The following is an 18,461-nucleotide window of genomic DNA, read 5'->3' as shown; positions in this document are numbered from 1 at the left end:
CCTGGCCGGTCTTGCCGGTAAATGGCGAATCAGCGAGTCGAACGCCGTAGCCGGCAGGGGTTCAAGAGCTGACGCGTCCCTTTGCACTCGGGTTCCATCGCCAGCGGCTGTCCTCAAGTGCAGACAAATCTCCCTCATGACGGTGACATTGCCCCGCCCGCCCACGGCTACCGCGGGCACGCCACGGCGGCAATCAGCACTTGTCGGCGTAGAGGGTGATGACCGCACCAGCAGCGACCACGGTTCCCGGCTTGGGATCCTGCCCGGTCTGACACCAATTCCGGTCGATGATCATCATCCGCTTCTTCCCGGACGAATCGACCTCACGCAGGTTGTACAACCCAGCCGCCTGCATGGCGTCCTGCGCGTCCTGATGGTTCATACCAGACACATCAGGGACTTTGATCGTCGCTGGCTGCGCGGCGCTGACCGGCACGCTGACGGTCGCTGTCGCAGACTCGACCGCGGTCACGGTCTCGGTTGAGATCGTCGTTGTTGTGCCGCCAGGCTGCGGGGCTGTGTTGCAAGCAACGGCGAGAAACGCGGCAACGCCAACGACTGGAACAGCAGCTTGCACGAACTTCGCCATGGTCACGCTTCCTCGGTATGAGTCGGTACTTCACACGTGACAGCTTGAGTCGAAGCCAGACATCCACCCGTTACAACCCATAGCCGGTCGAAGCACGCCAAACAGACCCGCCGCGCACCACTATCCACCAGCGAAGACCGCGCACCCTGGTTCCGGGCCGACGCTCACCACCATGGCCGTCAGGGCACCCGCCAGTGCCCGACGAGAGCCGGGACGAGGTCTGTCAAGCCGTCGCCGTTCAGCGGCAAATACCGGCGGCGAACCCCGCCCAAGACTTTCGCCAAAAAACGGCAAAAGCCCCTGACCTGCGAGAACGAGACGTCAGAAGCCGTACTCGTAGGCGATCAGGCTGACCCCAGGATGCGGGTGCCAGTCCCGCCCCGGCAACCGACGGAACCCGATCCGCTCGTAGAGCCGGTGCGCCTTCCGCATCACGTCGAGGCTGCTCAGCACCACCCGGTCGACGCCAAGCTCCCGGCCGCGCGCCAGCACCGCTTGGGTAAGCGCCTCCCCGATTCCTCGCCCGCGCGCCGCCTCCGCGACCGCCAGCATGCGGAACTCCAACTCCCCCGGCTGGGATATCTCGGACAGCTTGCTCCCCGGCTGCACAATCGCGACCGATCCCAAGACCTGTCCCTCCGGATCGACTGCGACCAGCAGTTCGGCATGCTCCGCCCGCCCAGAGACGTCGCGAAGTTTCGCCTCGTACGCGGCGTCAGTCTCGAAGAATCCCTCGATCCGGTAAGCCTCGACGGTCACCTCGCCGACCGCGTCGAATTCCTCCCGCCGCGCCGGGCGGATCTCCACCTCACTCATCGCCGCCCTCAGCTTCCTCGTCCGCACCGGTGTCGAGCGCCAGTTCCGCAGCCGCCTCCGGGCCGCGCTCCAGCAACGCGCGGAACCCGTTCTCGTCCAGGACCGGCACCTTCAGCTGCACGGCCTTGTCGTACTTCGAACCCGGAGCGTCGCCCACCACGACGAACGACGTCTTCTTCGACACCGATCCCGCGGCCTTGCCACCGCGCGCCATGATGGCTTCTTTCGCTTCGTCACGGGAAAACCCGTCGAGCGACCCGGTCACCACGATCGACAGGCCCTCGAGATTCCGCGGGATGGACTCGTCGCGCTCTTCCTCCATCCGAACCCCGGCCCGTCGCCATTTTTCGACGATCTCCCGGTGCCAATCGACCTCGAACCATTCCTGAACGGCGTGCGCGATGGTCGGACCGACGCCGTCGACGTCCGCGAGTTCCTCCTCGGTCGTGTCCTCAATCCGTTGCAGCGAACCGAATTCGCGCGCGAGCGCCTGCGCCGCGGTCGGCCCGACGTGCCGGATCGACAGGGCGACGATCACTTTCCACAGCGGACGGTCCTTCGCCGAATCGAGGTTCACCAGCAGTTTCCGCGCGTTCGCCGACAGGTCGCCCGCCTTGGTGCGGAACAACTCCACCTCGGCGAGCGACTCCTCGTTGAGATCGAATACGTCGCCCTCGTCGGCGACTACCCTGGCGTCGAGCAGCGCGACCGCCGCCTCGTACCCGAGCACTTCGATGTCGAACGCACCGCGCCCGGCGAGATGGAACAGCCGTTCCCGCAACTGCGCGGGGCAAAACTGACTGTTCGGGCAGCGGATGTCCTTGTCGCCTTCCTTTTGATAGGCGAGTTTCGTGCCGCATTCCGGACATTCGGTGGGCATCACGAATTCACGCTCGTCGCCGGTCCGCGCGTCGACGACGGGACCAAGCACCTCGGGAATCACTTCGCCGGCCTTGCGGATCACGATCCGGTCGCCGATCAGCACACCCTTGCGCTTGACCTCTTCCTGGTTGTGCAGCGTCGCCCGCGCGACCGTCGAGCCCGCGACCTTCACCGGTTCGGTGACAGCGAACGGCGTGACCCTTCCGGTGCGTCCCACGCCGACCTGGATGTCGAGCAGCATCGTGATCGCTTCTTCCGGCGGATATTTGTAGGCGATGGCCCACCGCGGCGCGCGCGACGTAGTGCCGAGGCGACGCTGCAAGGCGACCTGGTCAACCTTGATCACCACGCCGTCGATCTCGTGCTCGGCGTCGTGCCGATGTTCACCCCAGTAGGCGATGTGCTCGGTGAGTTCCTTGCCTGTGCGCAGGACACGCGTGTACGGCGACACCGGCAGCCCCCACGCCGCCAACGCGTCGTAGGCATGCGACTGCGTGACCGGCTCGAAGCCGTCGCGCTTGCCGAGGCCGTGACAGATCAGCCGCAGCCTGCGTTCCCTGGTGATTTTCGGGTCTTTCTGCCGCAACGACCCGGCCGCCGTGTTGCGCGGGTTCGCGTACGGAAGCTTGCCCGCCTCGACCATTTTCGCATTCAACTCGAGGAAGTCCTCGACGCGGAAGTAGACCTCGCCACGCACCTCGACAAGCTTCGGCACCGGGAACTCGTCGGTGCCGGTGAGCCGGTCCGGCACCTGGTCGAGGGTGCGGATGTTGAGCGTGACGTCCTCGCCCGTGCGCCCGTCGCCGCGGGTGAGACCCCTGGTGAGCTTGCCGTTTTCGTAGAGCAGGTTGATGGCCAAGCCGTCGATCTTCAGCTCGGCCAGGTACTCCGCGGACCCGATTTCCTTCTCGACGCGCTCGACCCACGCGAGGAACTCCTCGGCGGTGAACACGTTGTCCAGGCTCAGCATGCGCTCGAGGTGGTCGTGCGCGGTGAATTCGGTGGAGAACGTGCCGCCGACGTTCTGGGTCGGCGAATCCGGCGTGACCAGCGCCGGGTACTCGTCCTCGATCTTCTGGAGGTCACCGAGGAGCGCGTCGAACTGGCCGTCGGAGATGATCGGCGAGTCCAGCACGTAGTACCGGAACTGATGGCCGCGGATCTCCTCGGCGAGCGCGCCGTGCCGCTCGCGCACGTCGGCCGGCACATCGGTCACGTCCTGGGCGGCCTCCACGGCCACCGGGTCTTGGGGAAGGTCGGTGCTGCTCACGGATGGTGAGCCTAGCCGGAGGCACCGACACTTTCGTCCGGTTGCTCCGGCAGTCCGTGCACAAGGTCCCGGAACTCCAGGAGATCGATCGTGCCCTCCGGCGCGGCCTCGGCGGTCTCGACCCGGCGCAGCCGCTCGGCGGCCAGACGTTCGCCGAGCGTCGCGTCGAGCGGCAGGAACGTCATCGTGGTGCGCGAAGCCTCGTCCAGGTCCGCGAACGCCGGGTGATGAACAGCGACGTCGACCACGCCGTCGTCCACCTGCGCGACCACCCGGACGTCGGCCAGGGAGATGCGGTGCTCGCCCAGGTTCACCGTCACCTCAGTCGGGTCCGGGACCGGAGGCACCGAATCGTGGTACTCCCAGATGGCGTCGTCCGGCGGTCCAGCCGCTTTCCACGCGTCGGTGTACGGGCGCAGCTCCGGGTCTTCCTGGCCGCTGACGACCAGCGCGTAGATCGCGGTCCGGCCGCGTTCGAGCGAGAAGTGCAGTCGCGGGTGCAGCGTCTCGACCAGCACGCACAGGTCGTGCTCGACACGGTGCGGCTCGCCCTCGCCCAGCGCGGCACTGACCTCGGGCAGAAGGTCGTACCACCCTTGCCAGAACGCAGCTGCCGCGGCGACAGCGTCGGACGGCACCTGCTGCTCCGGCCATGGCGTGCGGGGATCGGGCGGCGCGGCTTCGGTGTCGGCTTCCGAGCGGCGACGACGGAACAAACGCATGATTCGGAATTTCCCCCGGTTGCTTCTCTTCACCAGCCACGGTACGCGCCACGGCAGCAGCGCGTCCGCGGAATCACCAGTTCTCAGGCGGCTCCACGAACCCTTTGCCCAGGTCGCGACTAAGAGCGAGCGCGCGGCGCATCCACTGGTTCGTGGCACCGGCAAGACCGCACGCGGGCGTCGGAACCGCACGCTCAGCCAAGATTGAACGGTTGAACCCCAGCCGGTCCACGAGTTTGAGCGCGGGTGCCGCGAGGTCCTTAAGCCCCGGAGCAGTCACCGGGTCCGTGGCCGGTACAAGGCCTAGGAAGAACGAAATACCGCTGTCCCAGGCCTCGCCGATCTCGTCCAAAAGCTCGGCCGACGCACCGGCCAGCATGCTGATGTCGAACGCGATCGCCCCAGCGCCCGCGGCACGGAAGAGAGCGATCGGCGGCCGTGGAGCGCAACAGTGGACGATGACCGGCTGACCGGTCATCGTGCCGATCCGTTCGATTGTCGTCGCAAGCAACTCCCGAACCTCCGGCTCAGGCACCGCGGGGACGTTGCCGTATCCCGACGGAGTCGGCAGTTTTCCGGCGAGAACAGCGGGCAACGACGGCTCGTCTAGCTGCACGACGACCGGCGCATCAGTCCTCGCGGTCAGCTCCGCGACGTGCTGAGAAAGCCCGTCGAGCAGCGAGGAGGTGAAGTCCCGCAACGCCCCGCGGTCGGTGAGCACCCGATGTCCGCGGGCAAGCTCGACCCCCGCACCGAGCGTCCAAGGTCCGGCGATCTGGGTCTTGAGAACGGCCGGCGCGCCGGTGTTCTCGCGGGCGGCTTGGACGGCGTCCAGGTCCCACTGGAGCAGGTCACGCCCACGACGGTGATCGTGGCCGGGCCGCCCGGCGACGCGATAACCGCTGGGCACGACCTCGATCGCGAGGTCCACGAGCAACGCCGCGGTCCGGCCGACCAGGTCGGCGCCGACGCCGCGAGCCGGCAATTCGGGCACGTACGGGAAGCCGGGAAGTTCTCCGAACACCACGGCAGCGGCCTCGACGGGATCGGTCCCCGGCATGGACCCGATTCCTGTCGCCGCGCCCGCGGGCCAAGGTCGTTCAGTCACAGGCCGGATTGTCGCGGAACGGGCAGCCGCCGTCCGCACCGCCCCTGCGGACAAGCTTCACCCGACCGCGCGGCAATAGCCGGACATTCGCCGCATATCCCTTTGCCTGCACCGAATTCGCGGTCACCGCGTTAGTCTGGATCGTCATGACCAGCTCCGCCCCGCCACCGCCCGGCAAAACACCCGGTGACGCATCCGCCCGGGAGCCGCGGCGGGGCAGCATGCCCGGAATACCGGGCCGCCGGGCTTCTAGCCGCTCTTTTGAGCGGACCCTTTTCACTGAGCCGGTCCTTTACGTCAGCCGGGACGTTCAGCCGACCGCCGCTGACCAGGAATACGGCGTCTTCGATCGCCACGGCCTCCGAATCGGCGGGGTGGCCGTCACTACGCCCCGTTTTCTGCGCAGGGTCATTCAGCTTCTGCGGAAATCCGACCAGTACGTCAGCTGCAGGTTCGAGGTCCGCGACGCGAACCAAAGCACTGTCCTCAAGGTAGAGAAGCCCTCGAAGGACCCGCTGGCCCGCTTCGTGGTCACCCGTGCGGACGGGACGCCGATCGGCGAGATCATCCCGACCGACGCGGGCCGCGTCCGGTTCACGCTGCGCGCCGACGGCCGGACGATCGCGACTGTCGTCGCCACTGGCAGGCAACGGTGGGAAGTCACGGTCGAGGATCCGGCCGGCACCGAGGTCGCCCGCGTCGACGACCCGTCGCCGGAGTTCTCGCCGATCAGCGGCAACGCCTGTCTCGTCGAGGTCCCGCTGCAGGTCCCCGAGCCGCTGGCCAGCATGCTCGTCGCGACAACGTTGACTATCGACATCGCCCTCACCGCGGACCGCAGCTGATCACGTGACCGGTGTCTCAGTCCAGCCAGGTGGACAGCGACCGGAATACGGCCCAATGTAAGGAAAGTCCGGGACGCCGAGGTCCCGCCTGGACGGAGGTCGCCGTGGAGCCGTTGCCCGAAGGCAGTAACTCGAACTGGGCCGATCCCGGGGTCTACGAAGTGGCCGCGGGCGTCTACCGGATCCCCTTGCCGTTGCCGCACGACGCTCTGCGCGCAGTCAACGTCTACGCCGTCACCGACGGCACGAACCTCGTTCTCGTCGACTCTGGGTGGGCGCTCACCGAATCTCGCCAATTACTGGCCGACGCGCTCAAGGCGATCGACGCCGAGCTCGGCGATGTCCGCGAGTTCCTCATCACCCATGTCCACCGCGACCACTACACGCAGGCAGTCGCGCTTCGGCGCGAGTTCGGCAACCGGATCGCCCTCGGCAAGCTCGAGCAGCCTTCCCTCGACGCGAGCGCCAACCCGGACCAGTTCCCCATGCAAGCCCAGCTCGACCTCCTTCGCCTCAGCGGCGGGCAAGAAGTCCTGACTGCGCTCAGCAAGCTGTTCGGTTCGGAACCTCGCCACACCGAGGCGAATCTCTGGGAAGAGCCGGACGAATGGCTGACGCCTGGCCGACGAGCGGTGCTGCCCGACCGCGAGTTCGACGTGGTCCACACCCCAGGCCACACCAATGGCCATGTGGTTTTCGTCGACGGCTCAGCCGACCTGTTGTTCTCCGGCGACCACGTGCTCCCGCACATCACTCCGTCGATCGGCTTCCAGCCTGTTCCGGCTGAGTTGCCGCTGAACGACTATCTCGACTCCCTCCGCCTGGTTCGCGGCATGCCGGACCGGCGCATGTTGCCGGCGCACGGCCCAGTCACCGACAGCGTGCACGCCCGCATCGACGAACTTCTCGAGCACCACCGGCAACGTCTCGAAACGATGGCGGCTCAGATCGAAGCCGGAGCAAGCACCGCTTTCGAAGCCGCCAACCGCCTCGGCTGGACGCGCCGTGGCCGCAAACTGTCCGAAATGGACGCGTTCAATCAGATGCTCGCTGTCCTGGAGACCGGCGCACACCTGGATCTGCTGGTCTCGCAGAACAAGCTCGCAGCCGAGAACATCGACGGCATTCGCCGCTACAAGACCACGTAGCGGCAACCGTCCAGCACTCGCCCAATGGAATACTGATCCGCCGTGCCTCCTATCACTGTGAGACAAGCTCGCGCCGACGACGTCGAAGCAATCGTCCAGATGCTTGCGGACGACCAATTGGGAGCCACCCGCGACTCGCCGGCCGACCTCGAGCCCTACCTGCGAGCTTTCAAAGCCATCGCCGCAGACCCAAATCAGCTACTAGTCGTCGCGACGTCAAACGACCGGCCAGTAGCCACGCTTCAGCTGACGATCATCCCCGGCCTCGCACGGCGTGGAGCCCTTCGCGGGCAAATCGAAGCTGTGCGCGTACACCGCGATCACCGCGGCTCAGGCATGGGCGCGCAACTCGTGCAGTGGGCCATCGACGAATCGCGGCGACGCGGCTGCGGCCTGGTCCAACTCACCTCGGACACGACAAGGACGGCAGCGCACCGCTTCTACGAACGACTGGGCTTCGTCGCGAGTCACACGGGTTTCAAGCTGCATCTCTGATCACCTCCTCCACACAGCTTCAGCCGTCCGTGCGCTCAGCCATCAGGCTTTCACCGTGCCAGAGTCGTCACGCAAATGACAAGCGATTGCACGATGGGTCCCCTCGCGCAATTTAGCTGACTGTACTCGAATAATTGCGTATCGTGACGATCATGAGCAACGCAACCACACCGGCGGAGCACGCCGATCAGACCCACAACACTACCGAAACCGCAGACCTGGCCTTCCTGCTTCGCGCCATGCACGCGAACCTCAGCCTCTTCGATCGCCTGCAACCAGACCAGTTGATGACGGCGGTGAAGGACGCGAACCGCCAGATCGCCCGCTTGCAGGCGCTGCAGCTGCATTGCATGGCAGGCATGCGAAGACGAAGATCAGACCCGCACGAGCTCGCGTGCGAGTTCGCGATCGCCTTGCGTATCACCGATACCCGAGCAGGCGCGATGCTCGCCGCCGCTGAAGCTCTCGCTCAACGACTGCCCCGAACCTTCCGTCTGATGGATCAGGGCAAGTTCGACCTCTATCGCGCCATGAAGGTCACTGACGGCACCAGCCACCTGTCCGACCGCCATGCACGAATGGTCGACTACCTGCTCGAACACCGATTGGAGGACAAGAACCCGACTCAAGTCCGCAAGGCAACCGCTTACGCCGCAACGAAAATCGACCCAGAAGGTGCGATGAACCGGCTGGCTCAGCGGAAATCCGAACGTCGCGTCAACCTGCAGCACCAGAGCGAAGGCATCTCGCGGCTCACCGTCGACAACCTCTCGGCGGACAAAGCCGCAGCGGCCTACCTGCGTGTCGACAAGATCGCGCGAGCGCTCAAGACCGGCAACGAGAAGCGAACTCTCGACCAGCTACGCGCTGACGTCGCGATCGATCTGCTGCTCAGCGGCAAGGGCGGCGTTGCGGAGCAAACCGAGGTGTACCTCTATGTCGATCTGAAGACATACCTGGGCCTCAACGACAATCCCGCGGAACTGGCCGGCCACGGCCACATCCCAGCCGAACTCGCCCGCCACATCGCTACTGGTCCCGACACGACCGTCCGGCGGGTCATCACCGATCCGTTGACCGGACAGGTGATCGAGGTCGGCAAGTTCCGGTATCGGCCGAGCATCGACGTCGAAGAGTTCGTGCGGGTGCGCGACCGCGAATGCCGACAGCCTGGCTGCCCGCGGCCCGCGCACAACTGCCTGACTGAAACGACCGGTTCTGGTCCCGAGGATGCGGACTCGACGCTGAGCTACTGCTTGCGACACCGCCGCCTCAAGAATCGAGCCGACTGGAGCTACGAGGTCATGCCGGACGGGAAACTGATCGTCACGACACCGACGGGCGAGAAGGCTGAAAGCGCGCCTCCGCCCTTGCACGACCCCCAACCCACGCCGGAACACCCTGAGGAGGAACGCCTAGGCGCATAAGGAGATCAGCGCGTGCCGGAGATCTTGGCGCTGCCTAGCACGAGGTCGCCCGCCTGGTCGTCTCGCCGATAAAGGACAACTACCTGGCCAGGTGCCACACCGCGCAACGACTCGCGCAGCTGGATGGAGACTCGTCCGTCTTCATCCACTTCGGCGACCGCGTCGGCGATGCCTCCGTGCGCGCGAACCTGGACGGTGCATTCGGTCGGACCGTCCAATGCCCGTCCGCTCGGCCAGATCGCCCGGTCCGCGTCGATGGCCTGGACTCCAAGGTCGGCCGACGACCCGACCTTCACCGTGCCCGAAACAGGCTCGAGCGAAAGGACATACCGCGGTCGCCCGTCAGCGGCCGGCGCATCGATACCGAGGCCCTTCCGCTGGCCCACGGTGAATCCGTGTACGCCGGTGTGACGCCCGAGCACTGCACCGGTTTCGGCGTCGACGAGTTCGCCGGGACGCTCGCCGAGTCGCTTCTCCAAGAACTTCTTGGTGTCGCCGTCCGGGATGAAGCAGATGTCGTGGCTGTCCGGCTTCCGCGCGACCGAAAGACCGCGCTGCTCCGCCTCGGCGCGCACGTCCGACTTCCAGGAGTCGCCCAGCGGAAACATCGCGTGACGCAACTGTTCCGGCTGCAGCGAAGCCAGGACGTACGACTGGTCCTTGCCCTCGTCCGCGCTCCGGCGCAGTTCCAACTCGCCGTCAACGGTCGCGAGGCGCGCATAGTGGCCGGTCGCGACAGCGTCGAAACCAAGAGCGAGTGCCTTCTCGAGCAGGGCCTCGAACTTGATCTTCTCGTTGCAAGTCACGCAAGGGTTCGGCGTGCGACCGGCGGCGTACTCACCGACGAAGGTCTCAACTACCTCTTCGGTGAAGCGCTCCGCGAAATCCCAAATGTAGAACGGGATGCCGAGGATATCCGCGGCCCGGCGAGCGTCGTGGGAATCTTCGATGGTGCAGCAGCCGCGGGAACCTGTCCGCAGCGTGCCAGGTTGAGCCGAGAGCGCCAGGTGCACTCCGACGACGTCGTGGCCGGCGTCCACTGCGCGCGCAGCGGCGACGGCCGAGTCGACTCCTCCGCTCATTGCGGCCAATACCCGCATTGCTTTACACCTCTTGCTTCTGCGTCTGCTTGCGCATGCCGGCGAGGCCGGCCTGTCGGGCACGGGTGACGACGCCACCGATCTCGCGCGCCAGGGTGTGCACGTCGTCCAGTGTCGACGTGTGGCCAAGCGAAAATCGGAGCGAACCGCGAGCCGCGGCGGCGTCTGCTCCCATCGCCAGGAGGACGTGGCTTGGCTGCGCGACACCCGCCGTGCATGCCGAGCCGGTCGAGCACTCGATGCCTTTGGCGTCCAAGAGCATCAGCAGGCTGTCGCCCGCGCAGCCGGGGAAAGTGAAGTGAGCGTGGCTCGGCAAGCGCTCGCCGTCACGGCCATTGAGAATCGCGTCCGGGACCTCGCGCTGGACCGCGGCGACTAGCTCGTCGCGCAGCTTCGCAACCCGGTCGGCATACTCCGCGCGACCGCTGATCGCCGCCTGCACCGCAGCGGCGAAGCCGGCTATCGCCGGGACGTCGAGAGTGCCCGAGCGAACACTGCGTTCCTGGCCGCCGCCGTGGAGGACAGGGACGCACGAAGTATCGCGATCGAGGAGAAGGGCACCGACGCCATAGGGGCCGCCGAGCTTGTGGCCGGTGAGCGTGAGCGCGGCTGCTCCGGAGGCGGTGAAGTCGACAGGCACCGCACCGACCGCCTGGACGGCGTCGGTGTGCAGCGGAACCCCGTATTCGTTGCAGACCTCAGCGAGCGCGGCGACCGGATTGACAGTGCCGACCTCGTTGTTCGCCCACATCACCGTCGCCAGGGCGACAGTCTCCGGTGCCGCATCAATCGCGGCGCGGAGCGTTTCCGGCGACACCCGGCCCTGGTCGTCGACTTCGAGCCAGGTGATCTCGGCGTCCGAGTGCTGCTCCAGCCACTCGACAGTGTCGAGAACTGCGTGATGCTCGACCGTGCTGCACAGGATGCGACGCCGAGCCGAGTCCTCGCCGTGACGGGCCCAGAAAATGCCCTTGACCGCGAGGTTGTCACTCTCCGTACCGCCGCCGGTGAAGATAACCTCCGATGGGCGCGCACCCAAAGCGGCGGCGATCACCTCGCGAGCTTCCTCGACGGCCCGCCGAGCTCGGCGGCCCGAAGAATGCAGCGCAGAGGCGTTGCCCACGGTGGACAAAGCCTCAGTCATCGCCGCAATGGCTTCGGGCAGCATCGGAGTCGTTGCCGCATGGTCGAGATAGGTCATCGCTCTATCAGGGTAGACCGATGCGGCCTGTGACGAAGCTCGCCCCGGGCCGCGGAGTGGCACGTCACACCTGTTTCGGCCACCTGCTCGTGAGGAATACGCCGAGCAAAGCCAGCAGGACTAGGGCGATACTGAGCAGTCCCATCGCGGCCGAAGGCTGGGCGGCGGATGCGACGGCGGCCAGGAGCACCCCGCCGAGACCGATGAGCAGCGCCGATCCGACCCAGTCGGCGAGTTGCATGGCAGACGTGTTGAATCCCCGTTCCCCTTCCGGCGAGTAGCGCAGAAGGAGGACGGAGATAGCGGGCATCGCGATTCCCATCCCGGCCCCGCCGACCGCGCAGACCGCGAAGGCCACCCAAGCCGGGAACCACGATTGGGCGACAAAGCCGAAGCCGACCAGGCCAAACGCGACGAGCGCGAAGCCAGTGCGCAGCGATGCCTCGCGGGACCAGTCGAGGAACCGGCCTTGGAGGGCTGAAGCGGCGGACCAGCCGAGCGCGGTAATGGTCAGCGGCAGACCAGCCAGCGCGGGGCTGTAACCGTGGACGGCGGTCATGGTCAGTGGCAGGTACGCCTCCATGCCTGCATATGCACCGGCGATCAAGGCCCGGGAGGCGACCACCGTGGGCAAACCGGGACGAGAGGTCATGGTTCCCGCTGGCAGGAGTGTGCGCAGTGCGACGGCCAGCGCGACGAGACCCAAGGCTCCGTACGCGACCGCAGCAGGCGATGGGTGCTGCGCGGCCCAGCTCAAGGCGGCGACTCCGAGCGCAACGACAACAGCAGCGATAACGCCTGCGCGACGTCCGGCGGGCAGCGGCACGTGGGCAGGCAAACGGCGAGTGACCTTGTAGAGGAGAACGATGCCGATCCCGACCAGCGGGAGCAGTCCGAGGAAGACCCATCGCCAGCCCACGGTCACGGTCACCAAACCGGCGACGGACGGGCCGATGACCGCCGGGAGCACCCAAGCGGCGGCGTTGGCCGCATAGATGACGGGGCGTTCGCGGTCGGTGAACGTCAGGGCGATCAGAAGGGAGACCGACACCAGCAAAAATCCCGATCCGAAACCCTGCAGCGCACGACCGACCAAGAGCATCGGCATCGTTGTGGCGATACCCGCAACGGCTAGTCCCGCGGCGAACAGCGCCGGTCCCACCAGGAGTGCCGGTGCTGGGCCGCGACGGTCGCCTAGCCGTCCGGACAACACTGTGGCGACGACGCTGGCCACCAGGAACGTGGTGAACGGCCAGGAGTAGAGCGCGAGACCGTGAAGTTCGGCGACCAGTGTCGGCATCGCGGTGGCGACGCCCATGTTTTCGAAGGCCACCAGCGTGACCACAAGCAGCAGGCCGACGGTGACAAGACGATGTTCTCGACTCCAGAGGACGCTTTTTCGAGGCTGCGCTTCGACGGTCTGGCTCATGATCGCGAGCTTGCAACCTCCAGCACTCTGGAGGTCAAGTCGCCAGTCGACCTTTGGGGGTGAGAAGTGGGGCCGCAGCGCAAAAGGGTGGTATCCGCGGCCACGGGTTGACGTTCGGCGGCTTAGGTCGGCTCCGCGGAAGCCTGTGGCTGCTATGGCGGGACAGACGAGGGGCGCCCGGCACAGGGAGTCGATGACGCCGGGTAGCTAGCAACGCTGCGGCGGTCACCTAAACCGATGGATCAGGTGCTCATGGGGCGACAGGGCGGCGCTGTCTGGGTCACGACGTCGGGGTGGTCGAGCGCGCCAAGAGGGCGGTGTTGCCGTTGACTGGCGAATCGAGCGTGCGGCTTCGGAATGAGCCGGACGCTGGTTGGCTTAAGTAGGACGTACAGCGACCGAAGGAGAGTGTGAACCGAGATGCGAGCCATCACTTTCGCCGAGTACGGCGGGCCTGAAGTGCTGCAACTGAACGAACTTCCGGCACCGGAACCTGGCCCGGGGCAGGTCCGGGTCGCAGTCCGGCGCGCAGGGGTCAACCCGATCGACTGGAAGATTCGTTCTGGGGCGATGGCCGGCGGCGCGCCGCTCGAAGCTCCGCAGATTCCAGGGCTGGAGATCGCCGGGGTGGTCGACGCGGTGGGTGACGACGCTGAATTCAGCGTCGGAGACGAGGTATTCGGCTGGTCAGCGACGGGTGGGTACGCGGAGTTCGCGCTCGGCGGAGCGATCGTTCGCAAGCCGGCCGGCCTCTCCTGGGATGACGCGGCTGCGTTGCCAGTTGCTGGCGAAACTGCGTTGCGCGTGTTGCGTCTGCTCGATGTCAAGGCTGGCGAACTGCTGGTGGTCCATGGCGCGAGTGGCGCAGTCGGTCGTTTCGCGACACAGATCGCGGTCGCGCGGGGCGCGACGGTGATCGGAACGGCTGGACAGCACAATCTCGATGAGGTGAAAGCTCTGGGCGCGATTCCGGTGCGTTACGGCGACGGATGGCTGAAGCGGGTTCGCGAAGTTGCCGACCGACCGGTAGATGCCGTGTTCGACGCGTCCGGTCATGGCGTTTTGCCGGAATCGGTCGAGTTGCGCGGGTCGAAGGACCGCATCGTGACGATTGCCGACGGAGCTGCGTTCCAGCTCGGGCTGCCGTTCTCGTCTGGCGGTCAGGACGGGCAGACCCAGGAGGTGCTGAACGAGATCCTCGGGTATGTACACAATGGACTGCAGATTGCGCAGGGGAAGACGTTCCCGCTGGAGGAAGCAGCAGCTGCGCAAGAAGAGAGCCAGAACGGGCACCCCGGCGGGAAGCTGACTATTGCCGTTTCCTGACGACGATCATCCGGCTAGGCTCGACGGCAGTGCGGTTCGGGTGACCCGACAGGTCGGTGTCGCCGTTTGGCGGCGACCTCAGCGGGTGGGCCGTCGCCGTTCAGCGGCGAAAAGGCTGAGTGCGGGGGCAGGCGGCGTCGGGGCTCGCGGCTTTCGCCACTCAGCGGCGACAAATGCGGGGCGCAGAAGCAGACGCATGCGACTCATCGCCGTGAAGCGGTGGACCATGCGGACGGCAGCTTCGACGAGCCGGAGAGCCGTGGCCACTCGAGCGGCGAGGCGAGTCGGGCGGCTGTCGCCGTTGAGTGGCGAATGGACTGGTTTCGAACAGCCGGAGGAGCCAGCCATCGGGGTCGGAGCGCTGCGGAGGAGTTTCGCCAAAAAACGGCAACTCCCCTTCGCAGCCTCGTGACCAGGGCGTTCGTCAGTGCGCAACCGGCTGGGAGGGTGCAGGACGGCCGACCAGGACCCGGCGGCGCTGCGGCGGGATGCGGACGGTCCCGAGGGCCGAGTGGACAGCCGCCTCGACTAGAGCGGCCAGCGAACGGCGGTCTTCGGCACGGCCCGGGGCGATCTCCGGGCACACGTGCACCTCCAGGACGAGGCCGCGCAATGCTGCGACCCGGCGCAGGGACGCGATGAGCGACTCGGGTCCGATGAACGCCGGCTGGCTGGTTTCGCGGCCGTCGGCGAGGCGGTAGCGGAGGGCGATCGGCCGGACCGGGACGCCGCCGTCGATCGCGGCTTGGAAGGTGGCCGTGGTGAAGCGGCCGGAGGCCAGGCCGCACCAGGTGGTGCCCTCGGGGGTGACGTTGACGAGCGCGCCGGCGCGGAGGCTGTCGGCGAGTTCGGCCATCGTGGTCGGCAGGGTGCGCAAACGGTTGCGGTCCAGGAAAATGCTCCCGCCGCGACGTACGAGCACGCCCAGGATCGGCCAGGCAGCGATCTCGATCTTCGCGAGCGCGCGCATCGGGCGCAGAGCGTTGATGGCGATGATGTCCAGCCACGAGATGTGGTTGTTCACCACGAGCGCACCGCGACCTGCCGGGGCGGCGAGGAAGTCCGCGCCGCCCACCACGGACATCCGCACGCCGAATGCCCGCAGCACGGCCCGGAAGATCCGGCGCAGCAAGCGTTCCCGGCTACGGCCGCGGATCACCAGCAGCGCCGGCGCGATCAGCAGCGCCGCGAAGACCACGGAAATCGCTGCGGTGAAACGCAAAATGCGTCGCGGCAAGCCGACCGTCGGCGCGCCCTCGGTGAGGCAATCGTCACCGCAGGGCGAGGTCGGCATCCAGGCGTGACTCATCCTTGCGCTCCGAGGAAGAACTTCAGGTACCGCTCGTCGACCTGCTGCAAATCAAGCAGGACGAAGAAGTCCGCGACCCCGAAGTCGGCGTCGAGGGCCGGCGGGCCGCACACCTTGGCACCGAGCCGCACGTAGCCCTTGATCAGCGGCGGGAGCATGGCCCGGTCGGGGCGCGCGATCGCGCCTGGTTCCCAGGGGTTCAACGGCGAGACGCGCAGCGAATCGTCGGCGTGGTGCTTGGTGCGCAAGACATCCCAGACGCCCGCGGCGTAGCTGCCGCCGTCGTTGAGCTGGACCGACGCGCAACCGGCGAGATAACGGTGTCCGGAAAGGAGCATGTAGCGCGCGATCCCGGCCCACACCAGGCTCACGACGGCACCGCTGCGGTGGTCGGGGTGGACGCAGGACCGGCCGGTTTCGACCAGGGACGGACGCAGCGCGGCGAGCGTCGTCAGGTCGAATTCGCTGTCGGAATAGAGCTTTCCGGCCTGCGCGGCGCGCTCCGGCGGAAGCATCCGGTAGCAGCCGACGATCTCGCCGGTGTTGTCGTCGCGGACCACGAGGTGGTCGCAAAATTCGTCGAAGTAGTCGACGTCCCGGCCGGGCTCCGGGGAATGCAGTTCCGCCCCCATCTCCTCGGCGAAAACCCGGTATCGCAGTTTCTGCGCGGCGAGCACTTCATCGTTCCCGTTGGCGACCAGAAGCGAATACCGCGGCGCGCCTGCGGGAAGGTCGGCACCCGCCTGATCAGTACTGACGAGGAGCTGTGACGACGTCATGGTCAAGGTGTACCTGCCGGTAAGCAGCCTCGGAGAGTGCCAATCGATGACCGGTCAGTGCACGTTGAGTTAATTGCGGGTTCTCAGGTTCCTCTCAGACAGCCGAGAAGGTTCCGGAGAACGCGGAAGGCCGCCGCGTGGCGAGCACGCGACGGCCTTCCGGGCGAAAGAAAACGTCAGCCCTTGCGCTTGTCGACAGCCTCGGTCAGCTGCGGCGCGACGTTGAACAGGTCGCCCACCACGCCGAAGTCGGCGATCTCGAAGATCGGGGCCTCGGCGTCCTTGTTGACCGCGATGATGGTCTTCGACGTCTGCATGCCGGCGCGGTGCTGGATCGCGCCCGAGATGCCGAGCGCGATGTACAGCTGCGGCGAGACCGTCTTGCCGGTCTGGCCGACCTGGAACTGCGCCGGGTAGTAGCCGGAGTCGACCGCGGCACGGGACGCGCCGACAGCCGCGCCGAGCGAGTCGGCCAGCTTCTCGACGACGTCGAACTTCTCCGCCGAGCCGACGCCGCGGCCACCGGACACGACGATCGACGCCTCGGTCAGCTCCGGACGGTCGCCGCCGACGACCGGCTCGATGCCGGTGATCTTGGCGGACTTCGCCGGGTCCTGCGCCGGGATCTCGACGGTCTCCTCGGCGGCCGCGCCTTCGGCAGCCTCCGCCTCGACCGCACCCGGACGCACCGACACGACCGGCGCGCCCTTGGCCGCCTTGGCCTTCACGGAGAACGCGCCACCGAAGATGGACTGGTCCACGGTGCCGTCGGAGTTCACGCCGACCGCGTCGTAAAGCAGACCGGAGCCCAGCCGCAGCGCGACCCGCGCGGCCACCTCCTTGCCCTCGGCGCTGGCGGCGACGAGCACTGCAGCCGGGGAGACCTGCTCGGCGAGCTTCGCGAGCACGTCGACCTTCGGGGTCACCAGGTAACCAGCGGCGTCGTCGCCCTCGGCGACATACACCTTCGCCGCGCCGTGGCCGGCGAGCGCTTCCTTGGCCTTCGCCGCGGTGCCGGTCGGGCCCACCACGACGGCGGACGGCTCGCCGAGGGCGCGCGCAGCGGTCAGCAGCTCGAGCGTGACCTTCTTGACATCACCGTCGACGTGGTCGACGAGGACGAGCACTTCAGCCATTTTCCGGAATCCTCCTCGAAACCGTGTCTCAGATGAGCTTCTGCGCGACCAGGTACTCGGCGACCTTCGAGCCGCCGTCGCCCTCGTCCTCGACCTTCTCGCCCGCGGTGCGCGGCGGCTTCGGCGAGGCCTCGACGACCGTCGACCACGCGTTGGCGAGACCGACCTCGCCCGCGTCGATGCCCAGGTCGGCGATGGTCAGCGTCTCGACCGGCTTCTTCTTCGCGGCCATGATGCCCTTGAACGACGGGTACCGCGGCTCGTTGATCTTCTCGCTCACGCTCACCAGTGCCGGCAGGTTCGCCTCGAGGTGGGTGATGCCGTCCTCGGTCTCGCGGTCCGCCTTCACGGTGGAACCCTCGACGGTCAGCTGACGCACGTAGGTCAGCTGCGGCACGCCGAGCAGCTCGGCGAGGATCGCGGGCACGGCGGCGCCGCGGCCGTCGGACGCCTCGTTGCCGGCCAGGATCAGGTCGAAGCCCTCGACCTTGCCGACGGCGGCGGCGATGACCTTCGCGGTGGCGATCGCGTCGGAGCCGTGCAGCGCCTCGTCGGACACGTGGATGGCCTTGTCGGCACCCATGGAAAGGGCCTTGCGGATCGCGTCGGTCGCGCGGTCCGGGCCGACCGAGATCACGGTGACCTCGCCCTCGCCGGCTTCCTTGATCTTGAGGGCCTCTTCGACGGCCTTCTCGTTGATCTCGTCGAGCACGGCGTCGGCGGATTCGCGGTCAAGGGTGTTGTCGGAACCGGAGAGCTTCCGCTCCGAGTAGGTGTCCGGTACCTGCTTGACCAGGACAACGATGTTCGTCATGGGTCTTCTTCGACCTCCCGGTTGGGGCCGGCTCTCGGCCGCGGGACAGTGCTCTACTGAGCGGT

The 18,461-nt window shown here is 66.9% G+C and carries 17 protein-coding genes; 5 read left to right on the top strand and 12 right to left on the bottom strand.

Going from position 1 to position 18,461, the window contains the following annotated elements:
* Positions 1-193 precede the first annotated feature (193 nt).
* The 5 genes from SSMG_RS42270 to SSMG_RS06645 form a co-directional block, all read right to left on the bottom strand.
* Positions 194-589, bottom strand: a complete 396-nt coding sequence (locus SSMG_RS42270) for a PASTA domain-containing protein (protein WP_009073992.1) — start codon at positions 587-589, stop codon at positions 194-196.
* A gap of 321 nt (positions 590-910) precedes the next feature.
* Positions 911-1,405, bottom strand: a complete 495-nt coding sequence (locus SSMG_RS06660; RefSeq protein ID WP_009073990.1) for a GNAT family N-acetyltransferase — start codon at positions 1,403-1,405, stop codon at positions 911-913.
* Entirely contained in the window at positions 1,398-3,557 is a 2,160-nt protein-coding gene (gene ligA / locus SSMG_RS06655) for an NAD-dependent DNA ligase LigA (RefSeq protein WP_037712809.1), read from the bottom strand. Before ligA ends, SSMG_RS06660 begins: the two co-directional genes overlap by 8 nt.
* An 11-nt stretch (positions 3,558-3,568) precedes the next feature.
* Positions 3,569-4,279, bottom strand: coding sequence for a hypothetical protein (locus SSMG_RS06650; RefSeq protein ID WP_009073986.1), 711 nt, complete (start codon positions 4,277-4,279; stop codon positions 3,569-3,571).
* 73 nt (positions 4,280-4,352) lie between these two features.
* Positions 4,353-5,387 (bottom strand): methionine synthase, encoded by a 1,035-nt coding sequence (locus SSMG_RS06645; RefSeq protein WP_009073984.1) that lies wholly within the window; start codon positions 5,385-5,387, stop codon positions 4,353-4,355.
* 374 nt (positions 5,388-5,761) lie between these two features.
* On the opposite strand from SSMG_RS06645, the gene SSMG_RS06640 reads away from it, so the two are divergent.
* The 4 genes from SSMG_RS06640 (at position 5,762) to SSMG_RS06625 (ending at position 9,302) form a co-directional block, all read left to right on the top strand.
* Entirely contained in the window at positions 5,762-6,232 is a 471-nt protein-coding gene (locus tag SSMG_RS06640; protein WP_199785823.1) for a hypothetical protein, read from the top strand.
* A gap of 29 nt (positions 6,233-6,261) precedes the next feature.
* Entirely contained in the window at positions 6,262-7,380 is a 1,119-nt protein-coding gene (locus tag SSMG_RS06635) for an MBL fold metallo-hydrolase (RefSeq protein ID WP_286156936.1), read from the top strand.
* 42 nt (positions 7,381-7,422) lie between these two features.
* Complete coding sequence (locus SSMG_RS06630) at positions 7,423-7,875, top strand: GNAT family N-acetyltransferase (protein ID WP_037712803.1); 453 nt, start codon at positions 7,423-7,425, stop codon at positions 7,873-7,875.
* 152 nt (positions 7,876-8,027) lie between these two features.
* Positions 8,028-9,302, top strand: coding sequence for a DUF222 domain-containing protein (locus SSMG_RS06625; RefSeq protein ID WP_050788398.1), 1,275 nt, complete (start codon positions 8,028-8,030; stop codon positions 9,300-9,302).
* Between the two features lie 5 nt (positions 9,303-9,307).
* On the opposite strand, the gene mnmA is transcribed toward SSMG_RS06625, so the two are convergent.
* The 3 genes from mnmA to SSMG_RS06610 form a co-directional block, all read right to left on the bottom strand.
* On the bottom strand, positions 9,308-10,402 hold the full coding sequence (gene mnmA / locus SSMG_RS06620) for a tRNA 2-thiouridine(34) synthase MnmA (RefSeq protein ID WP_037712797.1): 1,095 nt from the start codon (positions 10,400-10,402) through the stop codon (positions 9,308-9,310).
* Positions 10,403-10,406: 4 nt separating this feature from the next.
* A complete protein-coding gene (locus SSMG_RS06615; RefSeq protein WP_037712796.1) occupies positions 10,407-11,603 on the bottom strand; it encodes a cysteine desulfurase family protein in 1,197 nt (398 codons plus the stop codon).
* A gap of 64 nt (positions 11,604-11,667) precedes the next feature.
* Positions 11,668-13,032, bottom strand: a complete 1,365-nt coding sequence (locus SSMG_RS06610) for an MFS transporter (RefSeq protein WP_009073972.1) — start codon at positions 13,030-13,032, stop codon at positions 11,668-11,670.
* A 420-nt stretch (positions 13,033-13,452) separates the two neighbouring features.
* Here SSMG_RS06610 and SSMG_RS06605 point away from each other — a divergent pair, with 420 nt between their 5' ends.
* Positions 13,453-14,358 carry an NADP-dependent oxidoreductase gene (locus SSMG_RS06605; RefSeq protein ID WP_009073970.1) on the top strand — a complete coding sequence of 302 codons (906 nt, stop codon included), beginning with the start codon at positions 13,453-13,455 and terminating at the stop codon, positions 14,356-14,358.
* 424 nt (positions 14,359-14,782) lie between these two features.
* Here SSMG_RS06605 and SSMG_RS06600 read toward each other — a convergent pair whose 3' ends face one another.
* From SSMG_RS06600 to SSMG_RS06585, 4 genes are all read right to left on the bottom strand, one after another.
* Positions 14,783-15,652 (bottom strand): 1-acyl-sn-glycerol-3-phosphate acyltransferase, encoded by an 870-nt coding sequence (locus tag SSMG_RS06600; protein WP_199785822.1) that lies wholly within the window; start codon positions 15,650-15,652, stop codon positions 14,783-14,785.
* A gap of 11 nt (positions 15,653-15,663) precedes the next feature.
* Positions 15,664-16,446 (bottom strand): GNAT family N-acetyltransferase, encoded by a 783-nt coding sequence (locus tag SSMG_RS06595; RefSeq protein ID WP_009073966.1) that lies wholly within the window; start codon positions 16,444-16,446, stop codon positions 15,664-15,666.
* 176 nt (positions 16,447-16,622) lie between these two features.
* On the bottom strand, positions 16,623-17,582 hold the full coding sequence (locus SSMG_RS06590; protein ID WP_009073965.1) for an electron transfer flavoprotein subunit alpha/FixB family protein: 960 nt from the start codon (positions 17,580-17,582) through the stop codon (positions 16,623-16,625).
* A gap of 28 nt (positions 17,583-17,610) precedes the next feature.
* Positions 17,611-18,396 (bottom strand): electron transfer flavoprotein subunit beta/FixA family protein, encoded by a 786-nt coding sequence (locus tag SSMG_RS06585; RefSeq protein WP_009073963.1) that lies wholly within the window; start codon positions 18,394-18,396, stop codon positions 17,611-17,613.
* Positions 18,397-18,461 lie beyond the last annotated feature (65 nt).

This window comes from Streptomyces sp. AA4, from assembly GCF_000158875.1.
In the GTDB taxonomy this organism is placed as follows: Bacteria; Actinomycetota; Actinomycetes; order Mycobacteriales; family Pseudonocardiaceae; genus Amycolatopsis.
Note: the sequence above shows the minus strand (reverse complement) of the source record. Positions and strands in the feature narration are given on the sequence as shown.